The sequence below is a fragment of the Azospirillum lipoferum 4B genome, assembly GCF_000283655.1.
In the GTDB taxonomy this organism is placed as follows: domain Bacteria; phylum Pseudomonadota; class Alphaproteobacteria; order Azospirillales; family Azospirillaceae; genus Azospirillum; species Azospirillum lipoferum_C.
This window is the reverse complement of record NC_016623.1, coordinates 586,465-612,444: the sequence shown is the minus strand read 5'-3', so window position 1 is coordinate 612,444 and position 25,980 is coordinate 586,465. Positions and strand designations below refer to the sequence as shown.

Annotated in this window: 16 protein-coding genes; 11 read left to right on the top strand and 5 right to left on the bottom strand. The window is 71.3% G+C overall.

The features are described from left to right. Position 1 precedes the first annotated feature (1 nt). The 5 genes from AZOLI_RS24065 to ptsP form a co-directional block, all read right to left on the bottom strand. Positions 2 to 2,311 (bottom strand): tetratricopeptide repeat protein, encoded by a 2,310-nt coding sequence (locus AZOLI_RS24065; protein ID WP_014249810.1) that lies wholly within the window; start codon positions 2,309 to 2,311, stop codon positions 2 to 4. Between the two features lie 153 nt (positions 2,312 to 2,464). Then, complete coding sequence (locus tag AZOLI_RS24060; protein ID WP_014249809.1) at positions 2,465 to 2,782, bottom strand: hypothetical protein; 318 nt, start codon at positions 2,780 to 2,782, stop codon at positions 2,465 to 2,467. Positions 2,783 to 2,942: 160 nt separating this feature from the next. After that, on the bottom strand, positions 2,943 to 4,724 hold the full coding sequence (locus AZOLI_RS24055; protein WP_014249808.1) for a fructose-specific PTS transporter subunit EIIC: 1,782 nt from the start codon (positions 4,722 to 4,724) through the stop codon (positions 2,943 to 2,945). A gap of 132 nt (positions 4,725 to 4,856) precedes the next feature. Then, positions 4,857 to 5,807: a 1-phosphofructokinase gene (pfkB, locus tag AZOLI_RS24050; protein WP_014249807.1), complete on the bottom strand. Its 951-nt coding sequence runs from the start codon at positions 5,805 to 5,807 to the stop codon at positions 4,857 to 4,859. Beyond that, positions 5,804 to 8,335, bottom strand: a complete 2,532-nt coding sequence (ptsP, locus tag AZOLI_RS24045; protein ID WP_014249806.1) for a phosphoenolpyruvate--protein phosphotransferase — start codon at positions 8,333 to 8,335, stop codon at positions 5,804 to 5,806. The genes pfkB and ptsP overlap by 4 nt, the downstream gene beginning before the upstream one ends. 274 nt (positions 8,336 to 8,609) lie before the next feature. Between ptsP and AZOLI_RS24040 the strand changes: the two genes are divergently transcribed. The 11 genes from AZOLI_RS24040 (at position 8,610) to AZOLI_RS23990 (ending at position 25,945) form a co-directional block, all read left to right on the top strand. After that, positions 8,610 to 9,635: a LacI family DNA-binding transcriptional regulator gene (locus AZOLI_RS24040; RefSeq protein ID WP_014249805.1), complete on the top strand. Its 1,026-nt coding sequence runs from the start codon at positions 8,610 to 8,612 to the stop codon at positions 9,633 to 9,635. A 633-nt stretch (positions 9,636 to 10,268) separates the two neighbouring features. After that, positions 10,269 to 11,636, top strand: a complete 1,368-nt coding sequence (locus AZOLI_RS24035; protein WP_014249803.1) for an oligosaccharide flippase family protein — start codon at positions 10,269 to 10,271, stop codon at positions 11,634 to 11,636. A gap of 52 nt (positions 11,637 to 11,688) precedes the next feature. After that, positions 11,689 to 13,539 (top strand): glycosyltransferase, encoded by a 1,851-nt coding sequence (locus AZOLI_RS30545; RefSeq protein ID WP_014249802.1) that lies wholly within the window; start codon positions 11,689 to 11,691, stop codon positions 13,537 to 13,539. Continuing rightward, positions 13,536 to 15,680, top strand: coding sequence for a hypothetical protein (locus tag AZOLI_RS24025; RefSeq protein ID WP_014249801.1), 2,145 nt, complete (start codon positions 13,536 to 13,538; stop codon positions 15,678 to 15,680). Before AZOLI_RS30545 ends, AZOLI_RS24025 begins: the two co-directional genes overlap by 4 nt. A 66-nt stretch (positions 15,681 to 15,746) precedes the next feature. Next, a complete protein-coding gene (locus AZOLI_RS24020; protein WP_014249800.1) occupies positions 15,747 to 18,071 on the top strand; it encodes a GumC family protein in 2,325 nt (774 codons plus the stop codon). A 53-nt stretch (positions 18,072 to 18,124) separates the two neighbouring features. Further along, entirely contained in the window at positions 18,125 to 19,282 is a 1,158-nt protein-coding gene (locus tag AZOLI_RS24015) for a glycosyltransferase (protein ID WP_014249799.1), read from the top strand. Then, the gene (locus tag AZOLI_RS24010) at positions 19,279 to 20,289 is read left to right on the top strand and encodes a glycosyltransferase family 2 protein (RefSeq protein WP_014249798.1); all 1,011 of its coding nucleotides are present in this window, start codon (positions 19,279 to 19,281) and stop codon (positions 20,287 to 20,289) included. The genes AZOLI_RS24015 and AZOLI_RS24010 overlap by 4 nt, the downstream gene beginning before the upstream one ends. Then, complete coding sequence (locus AZOLI_RS24005) at positions 20,286 to 21,833, top strand: O-antigen ligase family protein (RefSeq protein WP_014249797.1); 1,548 nt, start codon at positions 20,286 to 20,288, stop codon at positions 21,831 to 21,833. Before AZOLI_RS24010 ends, AZOLI_RS24005 begins: the two co-directional genes overlap by 4 nt. A gap of 14 nt (positions 21,834 to 21,847) precedes the next feature. Continuing rightward, positions 21,848 to 22,993 (top strand): glycosyltransferase family 4 protein, encoded by a 1,146-nt coding sequence (locus tag AZOLI_RS24000; protein WP_014249796.1) that lies wholly within the window; start codon positions 21,848 to 21,850, stop codon positions 22,991 to 22,993. 10 nt (positions 22,994 to 23,003) lie between these two features. Beyond that, positions 23,004 to 24,284 carry a glycosyltransferase family 4 protein gene (locus tag AZOLI_RS23995; RefSeq protein ID WP_014249795.1) on the top strand — a complete coding sequence of 427 codons (1,281 nt, stop codon included), beginning with the start codon at positions 23,004 to 23,006 and terminating at the stop codon, positions 24,282 to 24,284. Then, on the top strand, positions 24,281 to 25,945 hold the full coding sequence (locus tag AZOLI_RS23990; RefSeq protein WP_014249794.1) for a DUF2190 family protein: 1,665 nt from the start codon (positions 24,281 to 24,283) through the stop codon (positions 25,943 to 25,945). The genes AZOLI_RS23995 and AZOLI_RS23990 overlap by 4 nt, the downstream gene beginning before the upstream one ends. Positions 25,946 to 25,980 lie beyond the last annotated feature (35 nt).

The following is a 25,980-nucleotide window of genomic DNA, read 5'->3' as shown; positions in this document are numbered from 1 at the left end:
GTCAGCGCCCCGCCACCCGCCGCAGCTCCGCCGCGATGCGATCCATCGCCTGTTCCAGGCCCTGGCCGGCCAGCGGCTGGAACAGGCGCATCGACGGATACCAGGGCCGCCCCCCGGTGCCGAGTTGCGTCCAGTCGCGATGGCCGAAGCGCCAGACCGGCACACCCAGCGCACCGGCCAGCTCCGCCACGGAATTGGCCGGCGCGATGATGAGGTCGAGCGCCGAGACCAGGGCAGCCGTCTCTTCGAAATCGTCGCGCAGGTCCAGCCCGGTCCAGCCATAGATCGGCTGTCCGAAGCGGCCTTCCGCATCGAGGATTTCGCGCCGGCAGTCGTCATATTGCAGGTTGACGAAGGTGACGCCGGGCACGGCGAAGACCGGTCCCCAGGCATCCAGCGGCAGATAGGCGCCGCGGCGGTCGGCGGTCATCAGCTGGCTGCGCCAGCTGATGCCGACGCGCAGGTCGTCGCCGGCGCCGTCCAGCCGCTCCCGCCAATCGGCGACGCGGCCGCCGTCGGCGAACAGCCAGCAGGAGCGCGCCGGGAAGGCCGACAGCCGCTCCCGCAGCAGCCGCGGGACCGAGCCGGCCGGGATGTGATAGTCGCAGTCGACGGTTTCCGCCTCCACCAGTCCGCAAGGCGGCTGCTCGGCGCGCACGGTGGCCTTGGGGAAGGAGCGGGCGAACAGCGGAACCAGCCGGCGCTCGCATTCGATCACCACGCTTCCCGCCAGCTTGATCAGGTCGGGATAGCAGGAGGCGAACAGGAACTCGTCCCCCACCCCCTGCTCGCGCCAGACGAACAGGCGTTTGCCGGCCAGCGGCTGGCCGGTCCATTCCGGGATGGTGAAGCGCCGTTCGGGACGCACCCGCCCCGCCTTGAAGCGGAAGGCATAGTCGGCCCAGCCGTCGCTCAGCGCCCCGCGCTCCAGCGACAGCAGCCCGCGGTTGAAGCGGGCCAGGGCATGGCCGGGGGCCGAGGTGACCGCACGCTCGAACCAGCGGCCGGCATCGGCACGGCCCTGCCGCTGTTCCGCCAGCCCAAGGGTGCAGAGCGGATCGGCCAGCGCCGGGGCGAGCACCAGCGCATGGCGGCAGGCGGCCCCGGCCTCCGCCGTCCGCTGCGCGCCGTTCAGCGCATAGGCCAGAACGGCATGAAGCGGCGCATGGCCCGGCAGCAGCCGGATAGCGCGGCGCACCTGCACCACTGCCGGCGCGAACTCCTCCTTGTCCGAGAGGTTCGCACCGAGATTGCCGAGCGCGTCGGCGAAGGCGGGATTCAGCGCCAATGCGCGTTTCCAGCAGTCTTCCGCCTCCTCGCGCCGTCCTTGCGCCTTGCAGGCGTTGCCAAGGTTGTTCCAGCCTTCGGCCTGACGGCCGTCGCGGGCGATGGCGCGGCGCTGCCACCGTTCCGCAAGGTCGTAGCGACCGAGCGCCGCTTCCGCCAGGCCGAGATTGACCAGCGCCGGCAGATGGGCTGGATCGAGCGCCAGAGCGGCGCGGAACCGCTGCCGCGCGTCGGCGTGGCGACCCTGCGCATGCAGCAGCAGGCCCAGATTGTTGCGGGTCTCGGCATGGTCGGGCTGGCGGCGCAGAGCCTGGACATAAGCCGCCTCCGCATCGGAAAGCCTGCCCAGCCCCTGCAGCGTGGCGCCCAGATTGGCCCAGACCGAGGCGTTGTCGACGCCCAGCCGCAGCGTCTCGCGATAGGCGGATGCCGCTTCGCCGAGCAGGCCACAGCGGCGCAGCGCATTCGCGAGCGCGATGCGGATGGCTGGGTCCTGCGGCCTCATCCGTGCCGCCAGCCGGTAGCAGCCGAGTGCGGCGCCCGCCTGCCGCAAATCCTCCAGCGCCCGCCCCATGCCCAACCGCGGTTCGGCGGCACCCGGCACCAGCCGCGCGGCGGTGCGGTAGCAGCGAAGTGCGGGCGCCGGCCGCCCCTGCCTTCCCAGGATGGCCCCCAGCAGGCACAGCACGTCCGCGTCGTCGGGGTTGAGGATCAGCGCGCGGCGGGCGCTGGCGAGTGCCGCCTCCGCCCGCCCCTCCTCCATCAGCGCCTGTCCCAGCACCAGATGGTAGGAGCCGACCAGCATGTTGGAACGGGCCGCCGTGTCGAACAGCCGGGTGGCATCCTTGCGGCGCCCATCCTGGAAGACGATATGGCCGAGCAGATGGGCGGCGTCGCCGTGCGACGGGTCGATCCGCAGGATTTCGCGGTAAAACCGCTCCGCCCGCTCCATCTGTCCGGCATTGTGATGCTGGACCGCAAGACGCAGAAGGCCTTCGGTACGCCGTGTCGCGTTCCCGTCCATGGTCGTCGCCGTTCCGTCAATGAACTGGTCTGCGGTGTCAGAACCGCATCTGTTCGTTGGTACGGAAGCGGCGGAGAACTCCTGCGCGACTGCGCAATTTTTCTTATCGCAGGGGCTTCACTTTAGTCGTCGGCCAGAATGGATGCGGCGGACTCAACCGTGATGACGCAGATAGGCGCGCGGATCGCATTCCTCCCCCAGCGCCATGGCGCGGGCGCGGTGGATGTGCTGCATCAGCACGTCGCGGAATTCCTGCGCCGTCAGATCGCTCCATTCCGGCGTTTCGCCGGCGAAGGTCATCTGGGCGGCGGTCGCCTCGAACAGGCGCAGCCATTCGTCCGCCTTGCCGGCCGGGTCCCCGTCCTTGCGGAACAGTTCCGCCATCATCTTGGTCATCAGCGTGCCAAGGGCCAGCAGGTTCACGTGCAGCAGCATGTTGCCCAGCATCACATCGGGCTTTTCGTCGAGCATGGGTCGTCACTCCGGGCGATGTCGTGACGGATCACACGGACGGGCCGGCAAAAGCTGGCGCGGAATTTTCGCGAAAAAGAAAACCCCTCCCCGCGCGGGGCGGAGAGGGGCAAGGCTTCGGGAGGACGCCCGAGAGGAAACGGTTCAGGAATGGATGGGGTCAGGCATGTGCGCCTGCGCCCTGCACCGCCGGCTTCGGCGCAGCCGCTGCGGCAACCGGCTTCTTCAGCACGCGCAGCGCCACGGCCGTCAAGATTGTGCCGACCACCAGGGCGACCACATAGCCCAGCAGATGCGTGACCGCGTTCGGGATCGGCAGCACGAAGATGCCGCCATGGGGGACCTTCAGCTCCGCCCCGATCGCCATGGAGATGGCGCCGGTCAGCGACGCCCCGATCATCAGCGCCGGAATGACGCGCAGCGGGTCGCGGGCGGCGAAGGGGATGGCGCCCTCGGTGATGAAGGCGATGCCCAGCACGGCGGCGGCGTTGCCGGCCTCGCGTTCCTCCGCGGTGAAGCGGTCGGCGAACAGCTTGGTGGCCAGCGCCAGACCCAGGGGCGGAACCATGCCGGCGGCCATGGCGGCGGCCATCGGGGTGTAGACCTGCGACGCGATCAGGCCGGTGGAGAAGGCATAGGCCGCCTTGTTGACCGGACCGCCCATGTCGAAAGCCATCATCGCGCCGATCAGCAGGCCGAGCAGGATGGCGCTGCTTCCCTGCATGCCCTTCAGCCAGGCGCTCATCCAGCCCAGCGCTTCGGCGACCGGGGTGCCGACGACGTAGATCATCAGCAGGCCGGTCAGCAGCGAACCCAGCAGCGGCAGGATCAGAACCGGCTTCAGCCCTTCCAGGTTGCGGTGCAGCTTGATGTGCCGGTTGAGGAAGGCTGTGCCGTAGCCGGCGATGAAGCCGGCGACGATGCCGCCCAGGAAGCCGGCGCCGATGCTGCCGGCGAGGATGCCGCCCACCATGCCGGGGGCGATGCCGGGCCGGTCGGCGATGGAATAGGCGATGTAGCCGCCCAGCGCCGGCACCATCAGGGCGAAGGCACCCTTGGCGCCGATCTGGAACAGGGCATAGCCCAGGGTTCCGGCGTTGGATTCCTCATAGACGTAGATGCCGCCCAGCGCGAAGGCCAGCGCGATCAGCAGGCCGCCGGTCACCACGAAGGGCAGCATGAAGGACACGCCGGTCATCAGGTGCTTGTAGGGGCCGGTGCGCTGGCCCGACCGCTCCGCCTTGCCGGCGGCGACCGCATCGGCCAGCGGAACGGCGCTGCCGGAAGCGCCGCCGGGGGCGCCATGCGGCTTGGCCTCGGCCAGCGCGCGGGTGACCAGGGCCTTGCCGTCGTTGATGGCTGGCTTGGTGCCGCTCAGGAACACGCGTTTGCCGGCGAAGCGGGACAGGTCGATCTGGGTGTCGGCGGCGATCAGGACGACGTCGGCATCGCGGATCTCCTCGTCGGTCAGCGTGTCGCGCGCACCGACGGAGCCCTGCGTCTCCACCCGGACCTTGTGGCCCAGCGCGGTCGCCGCCTGCTGGATGCCCTCGGCCGCCATGAAGGTGTGGGCGATGCCGGTGGGGCAGGAGGTGATGGCGACGATCCGGCGCGGGGCCGCGGCGGCGGGCGCTGCGGGAGCGGCGCCCAGCGCCCGTTCCAGAACCGCAGCCGGGCCGGCCAGCACCTCGTCGAGCGAGGCGGTGCTGCGCTTCAACGCGGCGAAGCGGCCTTCGTCGAGGTCGCCGCCACCGATCAGGATGACGCCCTCGGCCTTGGACAGCGCCGCGGCGTCGAGCGGGGACTGGATGCCGAGGCTGGTGCGGATCTCCACCTGGATGCCATGGCCCAGCGAGGCCGCAGCCTTGCGCAGAGCTTCGGCCGCCAGAACGGCCTGGGTGGATAGATCGCCCGCCGCGATCACGGCCAACAGGTTCGCCATTGTTTCCTCCTGGCGGGTTCGGTCCCGCCCCTGCCACTGTGTTGAGTCCACTGTGTTCAATCTCGTCCGATACCATCGGCAATGCAAAGTCGGCACACCCGGATCGGGCCAGCCCGGATCAGTAGGCCCCGATCAGCCAAGCGACGTCAGCGCCACCTGTGCCGCCAGCGACCGCACCGTCGCCGGATCGGGCAGGTTCGGGCCGAAGCAGCCCAGCTTGGCGGCGGCGAAGGCCACCGACAGGCGCGCCACATCCTCCAGCCCGCCATTCATCTGGAAGGCGGCGATCAGCCCGGCAACCATCGCGTCGCCCGCCCCGACGGTGCTCAGCGCCGTCACCGGCGGCAGACGCCCGTGCAGCGCACGCTCGCCGCTGACGAACAGCGCCCCGTCCGCCCCCAGCGAGACCACCACCACCGCCACGCCGCGCCGCTGCAGGCCACGCGCCGCCTCCAGAAGATCCGCGTCGGTCGGCAGCGGCCGGCCGGCCCAATCCTCCAACTCGTGGCGGTTCGGCTTGATGCAGTGGGGCAACGCGCCGGTGGAGGCCAGCGCCGCCGCCAGCGGAGCCCCGCTGCTGTCCAGCACCACCCGCGCGCCGGCCGCCGTGAAATCGGCGGTCAGCCCGGCATAGGCGTCGGCCGGCAATCCGTCGGGCAGGCTGCCGGCCAGCAGGACCGGCGTCCCCGGCTCCAGCAGCCCCAGCACGGCCTCGCGCACCCGGTCGAGAGCGCCGGCATCGGCGCTCAGCCCCGGCAGGTTGATGTCGGTGGTGTCGTTGGCGGCGAGGTCGGCGATCTTGATGTTGACGCGCGTCTCTCCCGGCAGCCGCAGGAAGGCGTCGGCGATGCCCTTGGCCTGGAACAGCGCCTCGAACGGCGCTGCGTTGCCGCTGCCGAGCAGGCCGGTGGCGACCACCGGCGTGCCCCAGTCGGCAAGGCAGCTGGCGACGTTGACGCCCTTGCCGCCGGCATTGTGGCGCACCGCCTTGGCGCGGTGGACGCTGCCGGGCTTCAGCGCCTCCACCGTGATGGTCTGGTCGATGGCCGGGTTCAGGGTGACGGTGACGACCGGTTTCGTCATGACGCACCCCCCTCCAGCGCCCGCACCTCGTCGGAGGAGTCGCAATCCAGCGCGCGCCGGGCGAGATCCTGCAGCCCGGCGAGGTCGCTGTCGCGCAGCCGGTCCTTGACGCCGGGAATGTCGCGCGGGGTCATCGACAGCTCGCGCACGCCCAGCCCCGCCAGCAGGGCGGCGCCGAACGGGTCGCCGGCGATGCCGCCGCAGACGCCGACCCAGCGGCCATGCTTCTCGGCACCGTCCACCGTCATGCGGATCAGGCGCAGCACCGACGGGTGCAGGCTGTCGGCCTCCGCCGCCAGTTCGGGATGCTGGCGGTCGATGGCCAGCGCGTATTGCGTCAGGTCGTTGGTGCCGATGGAGAAGAAATCGACATGGCGGGCCAGCATATCGGCCTGGATGGCGGCGGCCGGCACCTCGACCATGATGCCCAGCGGCACCGCCGGCGCGTCCAGCTCCGCCCGGATGCGGTCGCAGACGGCGCGCAGGGTCTCGATCTCACGCAGGGTGGTGATCATCGGGAACATGATCAGCAGCGCACCCGGCTTCGCCCCCTTGGCGGCGCGGTAGAGGGCGCGCAGCTGCGGCTCCAGCAGTTCCGGATGGCGAAGCAGCAGGCGGGCGCCGCGCACGCCGAGGAAGGGATTCTCCTCGTGCGGCAGCTGCAGGTGCGGCACCTGCTTGTCGCCGCCGATGTCGAGCGCGCGGACGATCAGCGGACGGCCGTCCAGCGCCTCCAGCATGGCGCGGTAGGTCTCATACTGCTCCTCCTCACTGGGGGCGTCGCCGCGCTCCAGGAACAGGAACTCGGTGCGCATCAGGCCGACGCCCTCGCCACCCTGGGACAGGGCCATGGCCACCTGATCGGGCCGGTTGACGTTGGCGCCGATCTCCACCGTGTGGCCGTCGCGGGTGCGGGCGGGCAGGCCGCGCCGCTCCTCCTGCTGGGCCTTCTTGACGCGCTGCTCCTCGATCCAGCCATGGGCGGCGGCAAGGTCGGCGTCCGACGGGTCCAGATAAAGCCTGCCGGACTGGCCGTCGAGGATGGCGGCGGTGCCGTCGGCAAGCCCGGTCAGCGCAGCGCCGCCCGCCACCATCGCCGGCAGGCCCAGCGTGCGCGCCAGGATCGCGGTGTGGGAGGTCGGGCCGCCCTGAGCCGTCGCCAGCCCGATGACGCGCCCCATGTCGAGCGCCGCGGTGTCGGACGGCGACAGGTCGTCGGCGATCAGGATGCAGGGCGTGTCCGGCAGGTCGCGGATGGAGCCGCCGCGCAGGTCGGGATCGATGCGGGTCAGCACCCGGCGGCCGACGTCGCGCAGGTCGGCGGCGCGGGCGGCCAGCAGCGGGTTGGGGTTGGCGGCCAGCGTCGCAGCGCTGCGTTCCACGGCCTCGTTCCACGACCAGCCGGGGCCATGCCCCTCCACCATCAGTTGGCAGGCCAGCGTGATCAGGTCGGTGTCGTTCAGCAGTTCCGCCTGCGCGGCGAAAATCCCGGCCTCGGCAGGCCCAAGGCGGCGGGCGGTGTCGTCGGCCAGCGCCTTCAGCTGCTGGCGGGTCAGGTTCAGCGCCTCGTGCAGGCGGTTGCCGCCCTCCAGCAGCGGGGCCGGGCGGTCGGGCACGGTCAAATCGGCCTTCGGCATCACATGCACCGGACCGATGGCGAGTCCGGGGCTGGCGCCGATGCCGGCGATCATGGGCATCTCGCGGCCCGCAGCGGCCGGCGGGGTCCAGCCCTGCACCACCGCCTTGGCCTTGCGCGCCGCGGCGGCGGCGTCCGCCTTCTCCCGCGCGCTCAGGCCGGTGATGGTCGCGCGCAGGCGGTTCAGCACGGCGCGCGCATCCGGACCGTCGGTGGAGACGGTGATGCGGTCGCCGGGCCGCAGGCCGAGCTGCAGCAAGGCCACCAGCGTCTTGCCGTCCGCCACCTCCGCGCCATGGCGGATGCGGACGCGGCCGGCGGCGGCGCGGGCGGTCTCCACCCAGGCGGCGGCGGGGCGGGCATGCAGGCCGGTCGGGTAATCGACCACCCACTCGAACGTCTCGGCGAGGTCGCCGGCCTCCGATGCGGGAGCGGCCGGCATCGCGGACTCGTCCGACAAGGCGGCGACCAGATCGGCCGGATCGGTGGTGGTGAACAGGGCGCCCAGCCGTTCCTCGTCCTGCATCAGGCGGGTCAGGCGGCGCAGGATGGCGATGTGGGCATCGGACTGCGCGGCGATGGCCACGACCAGCCTTGCGGTCTGCCCCTCGTTCCAGACCACGCCGTCCGGCACCTGCAGGATGGCGATGCCGTTGCGGCGGACCAGATTGCGGTCGTCCACCATGCCGTGCGGGATGGCGACGCCATGGCCGAGGAAGGTGTTCGCCACCGATTCCCGCCGGATCATGCTGTCGGCATAGGCGGGATCGATGCAGCCCGCGGCGATCAGAAGCTGAGCCGCCTCGCGGATCGCCGCCTCCTTCCCGGCCGGGGCGGCGCCCAGGCGGACCAGATCCGGGGGAAGGCTAAGGGGGTGCGTGTCGGTGGCCATGGCGACCGTCTCCTCCGCAAGTTCTTGTGTAAACTCTTGAGACCTACTGAAAACGATTACAGTTCCGCTGTCAACGCTTGTTGCGTTGCAGCATATGGTTTTTTCCGGGATGAGCGGCTTGTCAGCCGCACGAAAATGGGGGATGTTTACACCAAGGCACTGGAAACGTTTTCAGAGAGCTTCTCGAAATGTGCCGCGCCCTGGTCATCCCTGGCCGGCGCCGCTAAGGTTGCACCCCCTCAATCGGGGCATCCCCCACACGATCGGTCTGGACATGAGCGTCTCGGGAAAAACCGCCGGCATCAAGGATGTGGCCCTGGCCGCCGGCGTATCGGTCGCCACCGTGTCGCGCGTGCTCGGCAACGGCCCGGTCAGCGAGGCGCTGCGCAAGCGGGTGGAGGACGCAGTGCGCGCCACCGGCTACCGCCCGAACCTGTCGGCGCGGCGCCTGCGCTCCCAGCATTCGCAGACCATCGGCCTGGTGGTGTCGGACATCCGCAACCCCTTCTTCACCGCCGTCAGCCGCGCGGTGGAGGATGCGGCCTACCGCGCCGGCATGCGCGTCATCCTGTGCAACAGCGACGAGAATCCGGAGCGGGAGGAGCTGTATCTACGCCTGATGCAGGAGGAGCGGATCACCGGCCTGATCTTCGCCCCCACCCGCAGCACGCTTGACCGGCTGGACGGGCTCGACCTGGATTTCCCCGTCGTGCTGATCGACCGCAACGCGCCGACCGGGCGGCACGACGCGGTGGTGCTCGACAACCCGCGCGCCGCGGCGATGCTGGTCGAGCATCTGCATGCCCAGGGCTATCGCCGCATCGCCGGCCTGTTCGGCAACACCAGCACCACCGGCCAGGAGCGTCACGACGGCTATCGCGCCGCCATGGCCGCCCGCGGCCTGACGCCCGCCGCCCGTTTCCTCGCCCCCTATGCCGACGCGGCGGAGGAGGCGGTGGTCGACTGGATGGCCGAACCCGACCGGCCGGAGGCCTTCGTCGTCAGCAACAGCCTGTTCCTGATGGGCGTGGTGAAGGCAGCCCGGCGGCTTGGCCTGTCGATCCCGGACGGGCTCGCGGTCGCCGGCTTCGACAACGAACCCTGGACCGAACTGGTCGGCCCCGGCCTGACCGTGATCGAGCAGCCGGTGCAGGACATCGGCCGTTCCGCCATGGCCCTGCTGTTCGAACGGCTGGAGGCGCCGGACCGCCCCAGCCGCCGCCTCGTCCTTGGCGGCACCTGCATCCTGCGCGGCTCCACCGCCGCCCGGATGCCCGCCCGTTCGACCGGCGCGGACTGACCGTCCGCCCGTTTTTGCCCGTCGACACTTCGGACATGGATCGAAGGTTCCATTTCACCGCCTGCCACCCCTGGGGGCGGAGCGCGGTGGCGCGCTTGCGTCACCGGCGGTGCGCAGCCGGCGCATGACCGGGGTAATCCCACCGCTTTGAAATTGGTGTTCTCGATAATCGGGATCCGAAAGATTCGTCGGGATCCGAAAGATTCACCAACGGACGTCCAATAAAAAATACTCCTGCGGTGTGTTGGAAGAACAGTTCCGAAAGCGGCGTTGACCGCCGCCGCGGTCTCCCACTACCGTTCGGTGTGCAAATGCGAAAGAACAAACCCGCTCAAGACTGAATAACGCTGTCGAAGTGAGTTTGTTTCTTCACGAGAAAACAATCGAGATCAACGGAAGTTTTGTTAGCTCTGCCAGCAATCTTCACGCGGGAACCGGCCTGTCCGGTTCCGTGACTGAATATCCGGGCCACCGAAAGGCCGGGCCACCGAAAGGGATGAACCGTCCACCGCACAAGCCCATCGCCGCAGCCTCAGGGGAGGGGCCGGCGCCGAATCCCGGACAAGAGCCGCGACGCCGCCGGGATGACGCGGGACCGACGCTTCAGGGGACAGCAACGGGGGTGAGAGCGTTATGCATAATGGTTCCACCGGTCAGGCTGCGGCGGCAGCACCGGCCCGGCGCAGCTTCGCGCGGGACGGCGTCGCCACCATTCTCGTCACCGCCGCCACAATGGGGCTGGGCCTGCTGACCGGCGTCCTGGTCGCCCGCACGCTGGGGCCGGACGGCCGGGGGGCGCTGACCGCGGTGCTCACCACGGCTCAGCTTCTGGGCTGGCTGTTCGGCATGGGCTGCGGCAAGGCGGTGACCTATGCGCTGTCCCGCGACCCAAGGGCCGGCGGGCGGCTGCTGTCCACCTGGACGCTGATGCTGCTGCCGGTCGCCGCGGCGGCCGTGCTGACGGGCCACCTGCTTCTGCCGACCCTGCTGGCGGCCCAGCCGCCGGAGACGCTGGAGCTGGCCCGCCTCTATCTGCCGATGATCGCACTGGCGCTTCTGTCGGAGCTGATGCTTGGGCTGGTCCTGGGCGACCAGGATTTCCGCAACTTCAACGCGCTGAACTTCCTCCAGCCGGCCGGGGTCGCCGTCTCCTATGCCGTGCTGTGGGCCGTCGGCCTGTTCACGGTCGAGACCGCGGTGATCGCCCAGGCGGCGATGAGCACGCTGGTGCTGGTCGCGGCCCTGCTGATTCTGCTGCGGCGCCACGGCGTCGGCCGGCCCGACCTCGCGCTCGGCCGCACAACCGCCTGGTATGCGCTGCGCACCCACGGCGACGTGGTGGGGGGCGTCATCACCCAGCGGCTGGACCTGCTGATCATCCCGGCCTTCCTGCCGGCGGCGCAGGTCGGGCTCTATGCCCTGGCGACCAGCCTGTCCTGGCTGATCGTCAACCTGTCGAGCGCGCTCGCCACCGTGGTGATGCCGGCGGCCGCCCGGCGCGGGCGGTCGGGGCGCGATCTGGTGCTGAACAGCCTGCAGGCGACCTTCGCCGTCGGCGGGGTGCTGGGGGGCGGTCTGTTCCTGTTCGCCGACATCGCCATCGGGCTGGTCTACGGCCCCTCCTTCGCCGACAGCGCCCTGCCGCTGCGGCTGCTGCTGCCGGGCGCGGTGCTCTATGCCGCGGCGTCGATCCTGCTGAACGGCCTCTATGCCGAGAACCGGCCCTTCACCGCCACCCTCGCCAACCTGCTGGGCATGGCGGTCACGCTGGGCGGCCTGCTGCTGTTCCTGCGCAGCGGCGGGATTCTGGCGGCGGCGGTCGTGTCCACCGTCGCCTATGCGCTGGTGTTCGTCGCCGCGGCGGCGCTCTACCGGCGGGCGACCGGGCTGCCCTGGCGGGCCTTCCTGCCGGACCCCGCGCTGCTCGCCTCGCTGCCTCGACAGCTGCTCAACAAGCCGCCACCGGCCGCCGCCACCGCGGCCGGACATACCAGAGAATGACCCGACAAAAAGCCTGAACCCGGAAATCACCCGGCAATCGAGGAAACCCACCATGCGACTGTCGCTCTTGACGCCCGAATATCCGCCCGGCGAAAAGCTCGGCGGAATCGCCACCCACACCCAGACGATGGCGCGCGCGCTGACCCGGCTGGGCCATGCGGTTCAGGTGGTGACGCCGTGGAAGGCCGGCGGTCCTGCGGCCGGCACCACGATCGAGGACGGGGTAACGGTCCGGCGCGTCGATCCCGGCCCGCGCATCCAGCCGATGCTGGACCGCTTCCGCACCAACCGCCGTCTGGCCGACGCCGTCCGCTCCTTCAATCCCGACGTGGTCCATGCGGCGGAGTTCGATGCCGACGCCTGGTGGCTCACCCGCTTCAGCACCATCCCGGTGGTGACGCGGCTCGCCACCCCGACCGGCCTGGTGGTGGACACCAACACCCAGAGCTGGGGCCCGCACACCCACCTGCTGAACGCGCTGGAGCGTGACCAGACCAAGCGCAGCGCCGCGATCTACGCCTCCACCCGCGCCATCGCCCGCCGGGTCGCCGACTATTGGCACATCGCGCCGGAGCTGATCCAGGTCATCCCCAACAGCATCGACCTCGCCGCGGTGAAGGCCGCCGGGGCCGGCAAGCCGCCCATTTCCCTGCCGGACCGCTTCATCGCCTTCTTCGGTCGCCTGGAAGGGCGCAAGGGCATCGCCGCCCTCGGCCGCGCCATCCCCGCCGTGCTGACCGCCAACCCCGACCTGCATCTGGTGATGGTCGGCGGCGAGGACCCGGCGAGCGCCGCCGTCATCGACCAGTTCCGCCGCGACGTCGCCCCGGTCGCCGACCGCGTTCACTTCACCGGCGCCCTGCCGCGCGAAGACGCGCTGGCCGTGGTGGCGCGGGCGGAGCTGGCCGTCGTGCCGTCGCTGTGGGAAAGCTTCGGCTTCGTGGTGGTGGAGGCGATGGCGCTGGGCGTGCCGGTGGTCGCCAGCGACTGCGGCGGCTTCCCCGAGATCGTCGAGAACGGCCGTTCCGGCTGGCTGGTCCCGCCGGGCGAAGCGGAACCGCTGCGCGACATGCTGATCGCCCGGCTGGCCGACCCGGACGGTCTGAAGGCGGCGGCCAAGGCCGGGCTGGAACGCGCCAAGGCCTTCGACGTCGACAGGGTGGCCGCACAGGTCGCCAGCCTGCTGGAGCATGCCAAGGCCGAGCGCACGCAGGCCGCCAATTCCGGCATCTACAACAACGGCTATCGCCGCCATTTCCGCCCCGACCATCCGACCACCCCCTTCTACCGCATCTATGACGAGAAGCGGCGCGCGGTGGCGGCGGAGCTGGAGCGGGCGCCGCGGATGCGCATCCTCGACGTCGGCGGCGGCTATGGCCGCATCACCGGCCCCTTCGCCGAACGCCACGACGTGACCCTGGTCGACATCTCGCACGAGATGCTGGCCGAGGCGAAGGAGCGGTTCCCCGCCCTGGCGGTGCAGCAGGCCGACGCCCGCAAGCTGCCCTTCCCCGACGACAGCTTCGACCTCGTCATCGCCATGGATCTGCTCTGCCACCTGCCCGACCTGGAGGCCGGCGTGCGCGAGCTGCAGCGGGTGGTCAAGCCCGGCGGTCGTATCGCCTGCGACACCACGAATGCCAACCCGCTCTGGGTTGTGGCCTATCCCAGCTACTACCGCTGGCGGCCGGACCGGCTGCTGGCGACCATGCGCTGCCACGGCGTCCTGCCGGAATGGAAGGCGCTGGTTCGCCACCACTGGGCGCCGGAGATGCGCAAGGCCATCGCCGCGACCGGCCTGACCCTGCAGAAGACCGACCATTTCGGACCGCCGGGGGTGGCGAAATGGCATTTGTGGTGGTGCAAGCGCGGCGGCAACGGGCCGGAGGGGCACGCATCGTGACGAAACCGTCCCTGCTCCTCTTCCTTGCCCATGGCGGCGACCCGCACCGCGTCGCCATGGCGCCGGTGCTGGCCGCGGCGGCGGAACGCGCCGGCTGGGCCTTCGACCTCTACTATGACGGTCGCCGCAGCGGCCGCCATTTCGGCGGCTGGGAGGACGGCAACCGCACCGAGGCGACCGGCACCGGCAGCCTGATGGCCGGCGGCCGGCACCTGGATCATGCGCTGTGGCTGACCACCTGCTACCGCGTCGTGGCGCTGGGCGACCCCGCCTCGCCGCTGTGGCCGGTGGTGGAGGCCGGCGGCGAATGCGCCCTGCGCAGCACCGACCCCGCCGCCCTCTACGAGACCGCCTTCCGCCTGCTGGGGCAGCCGTTGCCCGTCGAGGTCGCGGTGCTGGATATGGCGCCGCAGACCCCGCTCGGCATCGTCGCTGCCCCCTTCCTCTACCCGCGCCTGCTGGCCGAACCGCGCCTGGGCATCGACGCCAGCGCCGACGCGGGCCTGCGCGAGCGGCTGGAAGCCTTGGGCGCGAGGCGCTTCGTCGGGTACTGCGTCGATCCGGTGCGCGCCCGCCACTTCCCCGGCGGACTCGACGCCGTCGAGGGCAAGGTCGCCGGCGAAAGCTATGCCAGCTTCAGCGCCGGCCTCGCCCACCGCCATGCGGAGTGGGGACGCGGCACCCTGCTGGGCGACCCGGACCTGATCGCGGCGCAGCTGCCGCTGGCGGCGGCCAAGCGCCTGCTGCCGCTCTACGGCCGGCCGCAGACCGACGTGATCGACCGCGCCGCCGACCTGATCCGCGCCGGGGCCGACCCGGTCTATGGCCGGCAGTTCGACGACCACGACTTCTTCGCGCTGGGCCGGCTCGGCCGCGGCCTGCAGATCGTCGATCCCGACCCGCCCTTCGCCAGCGCCGCCGCGGTGCCGCTGCGCATCCAGGAGCCGCCGCAGCCCTTCACCGACTACGAGCCCGACGACGCCACGCTGCGCCGCTGGGCGGATGAGGGGCGGGTGCTGACCACCCTGGTTCTGTGGTCGGGCATGATCCGCGAGCTGCACTGCATCCCGCGCATCCTCGATCTTGTGGCGGCGACCGGCCTGCGCTGCGGCCTGGTGGTCACGGTCGACAGCCTGACCCAGTCCAGCCCCGCCGACCTCGCTTTGCTGGCGGTGCCGGAGGAGCGCGGCGGCGTGCTCGGCCGGGTGGAGCTTCTGCTGGGCAGCACCGGCCGCGGCGTCTGCGCCGAAGGCGAGATGCAGGCGGACGAACTGGCCCGTCTGCTGACCGATGCGCGGGCGGAGGTGGCGACCATGCTGCCGTCCGGCCTGATGCCGCGGGGCTGGTGGCCGCTGGTCGACTCCCCCCTGGTGCCCGGCCGCACGCCGCGCCTGCATTGGGAGGAGGGCCGCCCGGTCCTGCGCATCTCCCCCCGCCCGCGCCCGTCGGAAACGCCGGCCGCCAGCGCCGAAAGCGCCGAGACCGAAGCCGCGGCGCCGCGCGCCACCCCCCGAACCGCCGCCCCGGCGATGGATGCCCGGCGGATGATCGGCAACGCGCTGCGCCGCTACCGGCTCGACCGCTTCTACGAGGCGTGGCGCCCCTATGACGACGCCCGTCCCGGCCCGGTCCGGCCCGACATCGCCGCCGCCGTGCGGTCCGCCGGTTTCGACTACATGTGGACCAAGGCCGGTTTCGGCAGCGCCGCGCCGGCGCTGGTGGACGGCGACTTCGTCGCCCTGCCCTTCACCGCCGGCGACTGGGACGGCTGGTCGCCCTTCTACACCATCCGCAACACCGCCCAGCTCCGCTCCGCCGAACGCCGGCTGACCCGCGGCGGCAAGCCGGGATGGCTGGCGTCCAACATCGATTCCATCCTGTGGATGCTGCCGGGCGAGGTTCTGGAGAAGGGCCGCGCGCTGTTCCAGGTCGCCCAGCTCGTCGCCGGCGGCGGGACCGGCAAGCTTGTCAACGTCACCCCCAACACCGTCGCCCGCTACGCCCGCATCCTGGCAGAGGCGAAGACGGCACATCTCCCGCCGCCGGACCGGCCATCCGGCACGTCCGGGGCCGCGCAGGACATTGCCGCCACCAACGCCGCACCCGTCAAAACCGCAAAAGACCCGGCCGAAGTCGGCTGAGTCACCACCCGATCCACCCATCGGACTTACCCGCGCACAGTCAGTCGAGATAGAGGAGTTCAGCCCATGGAAGCACCGGAACACCGCCTGCCGTCCGGCGCGGCCGGTTTCGCCTCCGGTCTGGTCGCACCGCCGGTCGGTTCGGGCGCCGACAAGGTCGACGTCAAACGGCTGGCTCAGACGCTTTGGCGCCAGAAATGGCTGATCCTGGGCATCACCGCGGTCCTGTGGCTGCCGGCGGTGCTTCTGATCAACTCGATGACGCCGCTCTACAGCGCCTCCACCGTGGTGGTGATCGACCCGCATCCGAACCGGGTCATCAACATCCCCTCGGTGTCGGAGCCGATGGGCATCTATCAGGACACCGTCAACACCGAGGTCGAAATCCTGCGCTCCCGCGATCTCGCCCGCCGGGTGGTGGAGGCGCTGAACCTGGGCCAGGAACCGGAATATGCGGCGACCGCCGCCAAGCCCGGCCCGCTCACCCCGCTGCTGGAGGACGGCCGCGCCCTGCTGATCGACGTGGTCGGCGCCCTGCCGGAACCGCTGTCCGCCATGCTGACGCCGCCGCCGCGCCCCGCCGCCCCCACCGGCGACGCCGCCGAGATGGAAAGCGCCCGCCTGATCGACGCCTTCCAGAAGAACCTGCGCATCAGCCCCGGCGTGCAGTCGCGCGCGATCCGCATCACGGTGGAGGCCAAGGATCCGCAGCTGGCCGCCCGAGCCGCCAATGCGGTGGCCGACGCCTATATCGCCATCCAGGTGGAGGCGAAGCGCAACGCCACCCAGCGCGCCAGCGAATGGCTGCAGAGCCGGCTGGACGAACTGCGCCAGGACATGACCGCCACCGGCCGCGCCGCGGTCGAGGCGATGCGGTCGGAGACCGGCATGGTGAAGGGCCGCGACGCCCCGCTGGTGAACGAGGAGATGTCGGCCCTCAACGCCCAGTTGGCGGAGGCGCGGTCCGCCCACGCCAACGCCCAGGCCCGGCTGCGCCAGTTGCAGGCCGTGCGTCCGGGCGACCCGGAATCGCTGGTCGGCGCCGACATCGGCGGCGATCCGCTGATCACCGGCCTGCGCCAGCGCCAGGCGGCGCTCAGCGCCCAGCTGGCCGAGCTGCGCGCCCAATATGGCGACCGCCACCCGGCGCTGACCCGTCCGGCCGCCGAACTGCGCGACCTGAACGCCTCGCTCGCCACCGAGGTCGACCGCGTGGTCCGCGGCCTGCGCGGCGAGGTGGAGCAGCAGGTCGCCAGAATCCAGGACCTCAGCCGCCGGCTGGAAGGCCTGCGCACCGAATCCTTCGACACCCTCCAGGCCGATGTCCGTCTGCGCGAGTTGCAGCGGCAGGCCGACGCGTCCGACGACAACTACCGCCGCGCCGTCACCCGGCTGAAGGAGACGCAGGTGCTCCAGGCGCTGGAGATGACGCCGGACGTGCGCATCGTGTCCTCATCCTCGGTGCCGACGGGTCCGGTCGGGCCGGGCAAGACGGTGCTGGCCGGGCTGGCCGCGGTCGTCTGCGGCGCCATCGCCACCGGCATCGCTCTGGTGCGCACCATGGGCCAGCGCGGCGTCTACAGCTCCCATCAGGTGGAGGCTCTGCTGGGCCTGCCGGCGGTCGGCATCGTGCCGCTGCTGGGGCGGACCAAGCGGGGCCGGAACGCCGAGTCCGCGCGCGATCCCTATGCGGAAACCGGCGGCAGCGACTTCGCCGAAGCGGTCTGGCGGCTATGCGCCCGGCTGCGGCTGGTCCGCACCGGTGCCGAGACCGCCACCGCCAAGGGCGGCGAGGTCATCATGCTGACCTCCTCCGTCGCGGGCGAGGGCAAGACGACGCTGGCGGTGGCGCTGTCCGCCTTCCTGGCCGATGCCGGCCGCCGCGTGGTGGTGGTCGATTGCGACACCCGCCGGCCCGCCGTCCACCGCCTGCTGGGCAACGGCCGGCCGCCCAAGGGCCTGACCGACCTCTTGGGCGGCGACGCCACGCTGGATCAGGTGCTGCATCTCGACGAGCGCCGCCGGGTGGCGGTGATCGCCGCCGGCCGGCTCGTGGACCGGCCGCAGACCCTCCTCGGTTCCCAGGCGATGCTGTCGCTGCTGGTGGAACTGTCCGAACGCTACGACGTGATCGTGCTCGACACGCCTCCGGTGCTGTCGGTGTCCGACGCGCTGATCCTGGCGCCGCTGGCCGACCGCATCCTCTATGTCGTGCGCTGGGCGCGCACCGCCTCCAGCCTCGCCGGCGCCGGCATCAGGCAGGTGCGGCAGGTCGGCGGACGGGTCAGCGGGGCGGTGCTGTCGATGGTCAACGCCCGCGAACACGCGAACCTCGAATATGGCGCCCGCCCGCCCGGCGGCCGCTCCTACCGCCTGCGCCGCATCGCCTGAGCGGCCGATTTCCAGCCTTTCGCGAAGGTCTGCCCCTTGCCGGAGAACCCACCATGAAAGTCGCGATCGTCCATTACTGGCTCGTCGGGATGCGCGGGGGTGAGAAGGTTATCGAAGCCCTGTGCGAGCTGTATCCGGAGGCTGACGTCTTCACCCACGTCTATCGGCCGGAGCGCATCTCTCCGGTCATCCGCAGCCACCGGGTCACCACCACCTTCATCGACCGGCTGCCGATGGCGCACCGGATGTACCAGAAATACCTGCCGCTGATGCCGCTGGCGCTGGAGCAGCTCGACCTCAGCGCCTACGATCTGGTGATCAGCAGCGAATCCGGCCCGGCCAAGGGCGTGCTGACGCGACCCGACGCGCTGCATGTCTGCTACTGCCACACGCCGATGCGCTATGTGTGGAGCGGCTATCACGACTATCTGTCGTCGGCGGGTCCGGTCATCCGGCCGCTGATGCCCTACGCCATCCACCGGCTGCGGCAGTGGGATCTGGCGACCGCCGCGCGGGTTGACCGCTTCATCGCCAACTCCGAAACGGTGGCCCAGCGCATCTGGCGGGTCTACCGCCGCGACTCCACCGTCATCAACCCGCCGGTGGAGACCCGCCGCTTCGCGACCGCCGAGCCGCCCGGCGACCATTACCTGTTCGTCAGCCAGCTGGTGTCCTACAAGCGCGCCGACGTGGCGGTCGAGGCCTTCAACCGCATGGGCCGCAAGCTGGTCGTCGTCGGCGAAGGCGAGGAGTTCCGCCGTCTGAAGCAGATGGCCGGGCCGACGGTGGAACTGCTCGGCCACTGCTCCGCCGCGGAGCTGGACCGGCAATACGCCTCCTGCCGCGCCCTGGTCTTCACCGCCAACGAGGATTTCGGCATCGTGCCGGTGGAGGCGATGGCCGCCGGCCGGCCGGTGATCGCCTTGAACCGCGGCGGCGCCACAGAGACGGTGAAGGACGGCCTGTCCGGCCTGTTCTTCGACCAGCAGACGCCCGAGGCGCTGATCGAGGCGGTGGAGCGGTTCGAGGCGCAGGAACACCGCTTCGACCCCACCGCCATCCAGGCCTATGCCGCCCGCTTCGACCGGGCCGTGTTCAAGACGCGGCTGCGCGAGACCATCGACAGCTGGATGAACGGCGAGGAACCGTCGCTGGCACCGGCCCGTCCGGCCGCCCACAGCGCCCGCGGGCGGGAGCTGGCCCCGGCATGAGCGAGACCATGCCCCCCACCGCCATTTCCCGGCCGATCCCGCTGGTCCCCGTCGATCCCGATACGACGGAGCGCCTCGGCGTCACCGTGATCGTCCCGACCTACCGCCGGCCGGACCAGCTGGCCGGCTGCCTCGACGGGCTGGTCCGCCAGACCATGGCGCCCGCCCAGGTGATCGTCACCGTGCGCGACACCGACCCCGCGTCCGCCGAGGTCGCCTGCCGCTACGAGGGCGCGCTGCCGATGCAGGTCGTCGAGATCGAGGTGCCGGGACAGGTGGCGGCCATCAACCGCGGCATGGACCATGCCCGCGCCGACATCGTCGCCATCACCGACGACGACGCCGTTCCCCATCCCGACTGGGTGGAGCGCATCGAGGCGTGGTATCGCACCGATCCCAGGATCGGCGGCGTCGGCGGACGCGACCATGTCTATCACGACGGCGTGCCCGAAACCGGCGAGAGGCAGGTCGTCGGCCGGCTGCAATGGTTCGGCCGCGTCATCGGCAACCACCATCTGGGCGTTGGCCCGGCGCAGGACGTCGATGTCCTGAAGGGCGCGAACTGGAGCTTCCGCCGTGCCGCCATCGCCGACGAACGGCTGAACACCCGGCTGCGCGGCAGCGGCGCCCAGGTCCGCAACGAGGTGGATTTCTGCCTGCGGCTGTCGCGGCGCGGCTGGCGGCTGGTCTACGACCCGCTGGTGGCGGTCGACCATTTCCCGGCCGTCCGCTTCGACATCGACCAGCGCGGATCCGACCATTTCCACCCGCTGGCACAGGAGAACGCCACCTACAACGACACCATCGCCCTGATGGCCCATTTCAGTCCGGCCAACCGCATGGTCTTCGCCGCCTGGGCCTTCCTGGTCGGCACCTGCGAGTTTCCCGGAGCGGTGCAATGGGCGCGGCTCGCCCTGCGCGGCGACCGGCATGCCGGGGCGAAGCTGCGCGCCACCCTGCGCGGCCGGCTGGCCGGAATGCGCGACTGGCGGGAGTCGCCGGCATGACCTTTGCCACTGCCGGCACCGCTGCGGGGATCGACCAGACCCGGCCGGGCCACCACCAGGGTGGGGACGGCCTGCCGTCCGTCGCCAAGTTGGCCCCCGCCCTCTTCTGGTTCGTGGTGGCGATGCCGGTGCTGATGGGCAAGGCCGGCCTGCTGGAAATCGTCTTTCCGGTCGGCGCGCTCGCCACCGGCGCCCTGCTGGTGACGCGCGACCCGGCCCGCTTCGCCGCCTTCACCTGGTGGCTGTGGTTCCTGACGCCGGAGGTGCGCCGGCTGGTCGATTACCAGGCGGGATGGAGCGTGATCAGCCCGGTGATGGTGACGCCGTTTGCCGTCGGCGCCATGACCTGTCTGGTGATCGCGCAGTATCTGCCGATGCTGCGCTACCGCGCCTATTTCGGATTCGTGCCGGTGATGATCGGGCTGTTCTACGCCTACGTCAACGGCGTCACCCAGGCCGGCATGGCGGCGGCGACCTTCGCGCTGCTGAACTGGCTGGTGCCGGTGACGCTCGGCCTCTATGTCGCCCTGCACTGGCCGATCTACCCGCAGATCCGCGACGCGGTGCTGCGCGCCTTCGTGCTGGGAATGGCGCTGGTCGGCGGCTATGGGCTGATCCAGTATTTCGTCATGCCGCCCTGGGATGCGCGCTGGCTGATCAATGTCGGCATGACCAACCAGGGCATGCCGCTGCCGATGCAGGTGCGGGTGTTCAGCACGCTGAACAGCTCCGGCCCGCTGGCCTTCCTGCTGGTGACCGGGCTTGCCGTGCTGCCGGCGGCGCGCGGCATCCTGGTGCCGATCGCCGGTGCCCTGGCGCTGGGATCGCTTCTGCTCAGCCTCGTCCGCGCCGCGTGGCTGGCGGGGCTGTTCGTCTTCGTCTGGCTGCTGCTGACGATGCCCGGGCGGCACCGGCTGCGGCTGGTCGCGGTCGGCTGCGGTCTGGTGCTGTGCTCCCTGCCGCTGCTCAGCGTGCCGTTGGTCAATCAGGCCATCGTCAAGCGGTTCGACACGCTGAATTCGATGGAGAACGACCGCAGCTATCAGGAACGGCAGGAGTTCTACGGCCGCTTCCTGATCCAGGCGCTGACGGAGGTTCGCGGCGCCGGGCTCGGCACCGTCGACACCGCGACCAAGCTGACCAACGAGGACGGCCATCTCGGCGCCATGGCCTATTTCGACAGCGGCATCCTGCGCGTCCCCTACGAGCTGGGCTGGCCCGGCACGCTCGGCTATGTCGCGGGCATCGTCACGCTGATGGTCGGGCTGCTGCGCCGGGGCGGCGCCCCGCCCGATCCCTTCGCCCGCTGTGCCGAGGCCGCCGCCCTGACGATCCTCGGCTGCATGGTGTTCGAACACACGCTGGTGAAGGTCACGGGCGTCGGCTTCTGGTTCTTCCTGGGCATGGGCATGGCCGCGAAGAATTACGGGCTCGCCAGCCTCCAGCCCGCGCCGCCACCGGCGGCGCTCGCCACGGAGCACCGCCCAGAGGACATGCGCCCCGAGGACAAGCCCCAGGAGGACAATCGATGGACGGAAGCCTGACCTTCCCCGCGGAAATGCGGGAGGCCAGCGTGCTCCAGCTCGGGCTGGGCTGGTTCCCCGAAACCCATGGCGGGGCGGAGAACATGTTCTACCACCTCGCCCGTCATCTGCCGCAGCAGGGCATCGCCTTCTCCGGGCTGGTGCTCGGCAACACCTCCGCCACGCTGGACAACGGCGCCCGCATCGACAGCTTCGCCCCGCCGACCGCCTCGCTGCCGCGCCGCGTGGCGGCGGCCCGCACCGCCATCGCCGCGGCGCTGCGCCGGCAGGCCCCCGACCTTGTCGCCTCCCACTTCGCGCTGAACACGGTGGGGGCGCTGCCCTCCCTGCGCAACCGGCCGCTGGTCGTCCATTTCCACGGCCCCTGGGCATTGGAAAGCGCCGCGGAGGGGGCCGGCGCCCTGTCGGTGCGGCTGAAGTTCCTGGTGGAACGGCTGGTCTACCACCGCGCCACCCGCTTCGTCGTGCTGTCACGCGCCTTCGGCACCATCCTGGCCGAGCGCTACGGCGTGCCGCCCGACCGCATCCAGCGAGTGCCGGGCGGGGTCGAGGCCGACCGCTACGATCTGCCCGACAGCCGGCACCAGGCGCGGGCGCGGCTGGGCTGGCCACAGGGACGCCCCGTGATCCTGACGGTCCGCCGGCTGGTCAAGCGGATGGGGCTGGCCGCTCTGGTTGACTCCATGGTGGAACTGCGCCGCCGGGTGCCCGACGCGCTGCTGGTCGTCGCCGGCCGCGGCCCGGAAGCGGCGGCGCTGCAGGACCGCATCGGCGCGCTGGGGCTGGAGGAACATGTGCGGCTGCTGGGCTTCGTGCCCGACTCGCAGCTGGCGCTGGCCTACCGCGCCGCCGACCTGTGCGTGATGCCGTCGCAGGCGCTGGAGGGTTTCGGCATCACCGCGCTGGAATCGCTGGCCTCCGGCACGCCGGTGCTGGTCACCCCCGTCGGCGGCCTGCCGGAGGTGGTGGAGGGGCTGGACGGCGACCTCGTGCTGGCGGGAACCGACGCGCGCGCCATCGGCATCGGCCTGGAGGAAGCGCTGACCGGCCAGCGCCGGCTGCCCGATGCCGACGCCTGCCGGTCGCTGGTGCGCAGCCGCTTCGACTGGCCGGTGATCGCCGCCCGCACCGCCGCCGTCTACCGCGACGCCCTGCAATGAGCCCGCCGCCATGAGCAGCATCGTCATCCTCTGCGACCATGCCCATCCCAGCGGCGGGCTGGCCAAGGTCGCCATCGCCGGGGCGGTCGGGCTGGCGCGGCGCGGCCACCGGGTGCACTTTTTCACCGCCGTGCCGCCCATCGACCCCGCCTTGCTGATCGACGGCATCACCGTCCATTGCCTGGAACAGCCCGACCTGAAGGGCAACGCCGACCGCATGCAGGCGGCGCTCCGCGGCATCTGGAACCGGGAGTCGGCACGCGCGCTCGACGAATTGCTGGCCCGCTGCCCGGCCAACGACACGGTGGTCCATATACATGGCTGGGCCAAGGCGCTGTCGCCCAGCGTCTTTCCGGTCTGCCGCCGCTCCGGCCTGCCGGTGCTGCTGACCCTGCACGACTATTTCCCGCTCTGTCCGAACGGCGCCTTCTTCGTCTTTCCCGACGGCGTCAACTGCCCGCACCGGGCGCTGTCCGCCGGCTGCCTCGCCACCGACTGCGACGCCCGCGCCCAGCATCACAAATGGTGGCGGGCGGCTAGGCATGCGGCGGGTGCGCTGGCCGGCGGCTTCACCGGCGGCATGGCGCTGGTGACGCTCAGCGACCGCCAGCGCGCGGTGATCGCGCCGCATCTGCCCCCCGGCACCGTCACCCTGCCGATCCCCAACCCGGTGGAGGTGCCGGACGACCTCCGCGACCGCGGCCCCGCTCCCGTCGCCGACAACCGCAATGTGCTGTTCGTCGGCCGCCTGTCGCGCGAGAAGGGCGCCGCCCTTCTGGCCGAGGCGGCGGCGCAGGCCGCCACCCCGGTGCGCTTCGTCGGCGACGGCGATGAGGCCGAGGCGGTCCGCCGCCTGAACCCGGAGGCGGAACTCGCCGGCTGGCTGCCGCCCGGCGCCGTGCTGGAGGAGGTCCGGCGGGCGCGGGCGCTGGTGGTGCCGTCGCTGTGGTACGAGACCTTCGGGCTTGCCGCCTACGAGGCTCTGGCCAACGGCGTTCCCGTGATCGTCAGCGACAATTGCGCGGCGGCGGAAGCGGTGCAGCCGGGCGGAAACGGCTTCCTGTTCCGCAGCGGCGACGTCACCGACCTCGCCCGCTGCCTGCGCCTGCTCTCCCATGATGGCGAGGTGCAGCGGATGGGCCGCGCCGCCCATGCCGACTATTGGCGTGCGCCCTTCACGCTGGACCGCCATCTCGACCGGGTGGAGGAGGTCTACCGCGCCGCGCTGGGTGGCGGCTTGGCGGCGTTGGCACGGCTCGACGAACCGGCGGCGCGGGCCTGCGCGCCATGACGGCCCCTCCGCTACTTTTCCGCCCCATCGGCAGGCGCCTGCTGCTGGCCGCGGCGCTGGCCCTCCCCGCCGCCGCGCAGGCCGCACAGGACAAGCCGTTGCGCCCCCGACCCGAACCGTCGCCGTCAGCCGGTCCCGCCCTGTCGATCCGCGACCGCGGCGCCATCGGCGATGGCCGCAGCCATCCCCTGTCCGAACGCTACAAGAGCCTGGAGGCGGCGCGGCGCGTCCATCCGCATGTCCGCTCGCTCGACCGGGAATGCGACTGGGCTGCCCTGCAGGGTGCCGTGCTGGAGCTGTCGCGGTCGGGCCATGGCGGAACGGTGATGGTGCCGCCCGGCCATTACCGGCTGGACGGCGAGATCGTCCTGCCCAACCTCGACCGCTATGACGAGGCCTTCAACGAGGTGGAGATCGTCGGCGCCGGCATGCGCGCCTCGCTGCTGTCCTGGCCGGAGGATCTCGGCGCCGGCCGCTTCGGCATCCGGGCGGGCAGCCGGCTGGCGGCTCGTGATGATGACGGCTACCAACGCAGCCGCATCGCCCATCTCAGCCTGCAGGGGCCGAAGCCCGGCAACCGGCCGGGCGACCCGCCACCGGGCATGGGCGGGGTGGCCCTGACCTCCCGCTTCGTGCTGGAACGGGTGGGGGTGTTCGGCTTCCGCGCCGGGGTGGATGTCTGGCGCGACCATTCCTCGCTGATCTCCTGCCAGCTCACCAAGAACCACATCGGCGCCTACTGGTCGGCCGGCACCGAGAGCTTCGGCGACCATCTGTTCCTCGACACCGATCTCGCCGGCAACACGCTGGCCTCCATCGCCGTCGCGCCGGAGAACGGCATCGACCATTCCAGCTTCATCTCCTGCCATTTCGGCTTCTCGCCCTACGGCATCCTGGCGGAGGACGGCCCGCCCAAGCGCAGCTTCCTGTCCAACAACAAGTTCCTGGACTGCGCCTTCGAGGCCTGCGGCAACGGCTGGATCCATGGGCCCCTGGCGGAGATGTACGGCAACAGCTTGATCGGCTGCAGCGGTTCGCTCCTGCCCGGATACCGGCTGGCGAAACAGCCGACGGCCGGTCTGATCGTGGTGCGCTCGCTGGAGCGCAACCGGTTCACCGGCGGCACCGCCAGCTTCGGCGACGGCACCAACGACCGCGCGGCCGAAATCCAGACCGCGGCCATCGTCGCCGCCAGTGCAGTCGGCAACCGGTTCGACGATGCCGACCGCCTGATCCGCCTCGGCCGCGACGGGCTCGCCCCCGCCCTGTCGGTCACCGGCACCTGCCGCGCCAACCGCTTCGAGGCGCAGGACTGTTCCGGCGAGTTCCGCAAGGTCGGCACCGGCGGCATCGATGCCGGCAATCTGGTGCAGCGCGATTACGACCGCGTCCGCCGTCTGGAGCCGGACCGCCCGGCCGACGGCGTCGCCCTGACCACAGCCCCGGCCGGCGGCATCGTCCCCGTCGCCACCGCCGGCACCGCCCCGGTCGGCAAGACCCGCGGCGCCATCCGCATGGGCACCGTCCTGCGCCCCGCCGTCGCCCTGCCGCACCGCGTGGACCCGGCCCCCGGCCCCGCCGCCGCGGTGGGCATCGCCGTGGCGGACGCACCGGCCGGCAGCGACAGCGTGACGGTCGATCTGCGGCTGGAGGTCAGGTGAGGCCGTCTCGCAGGGCAATCGCATGTATCACCCTC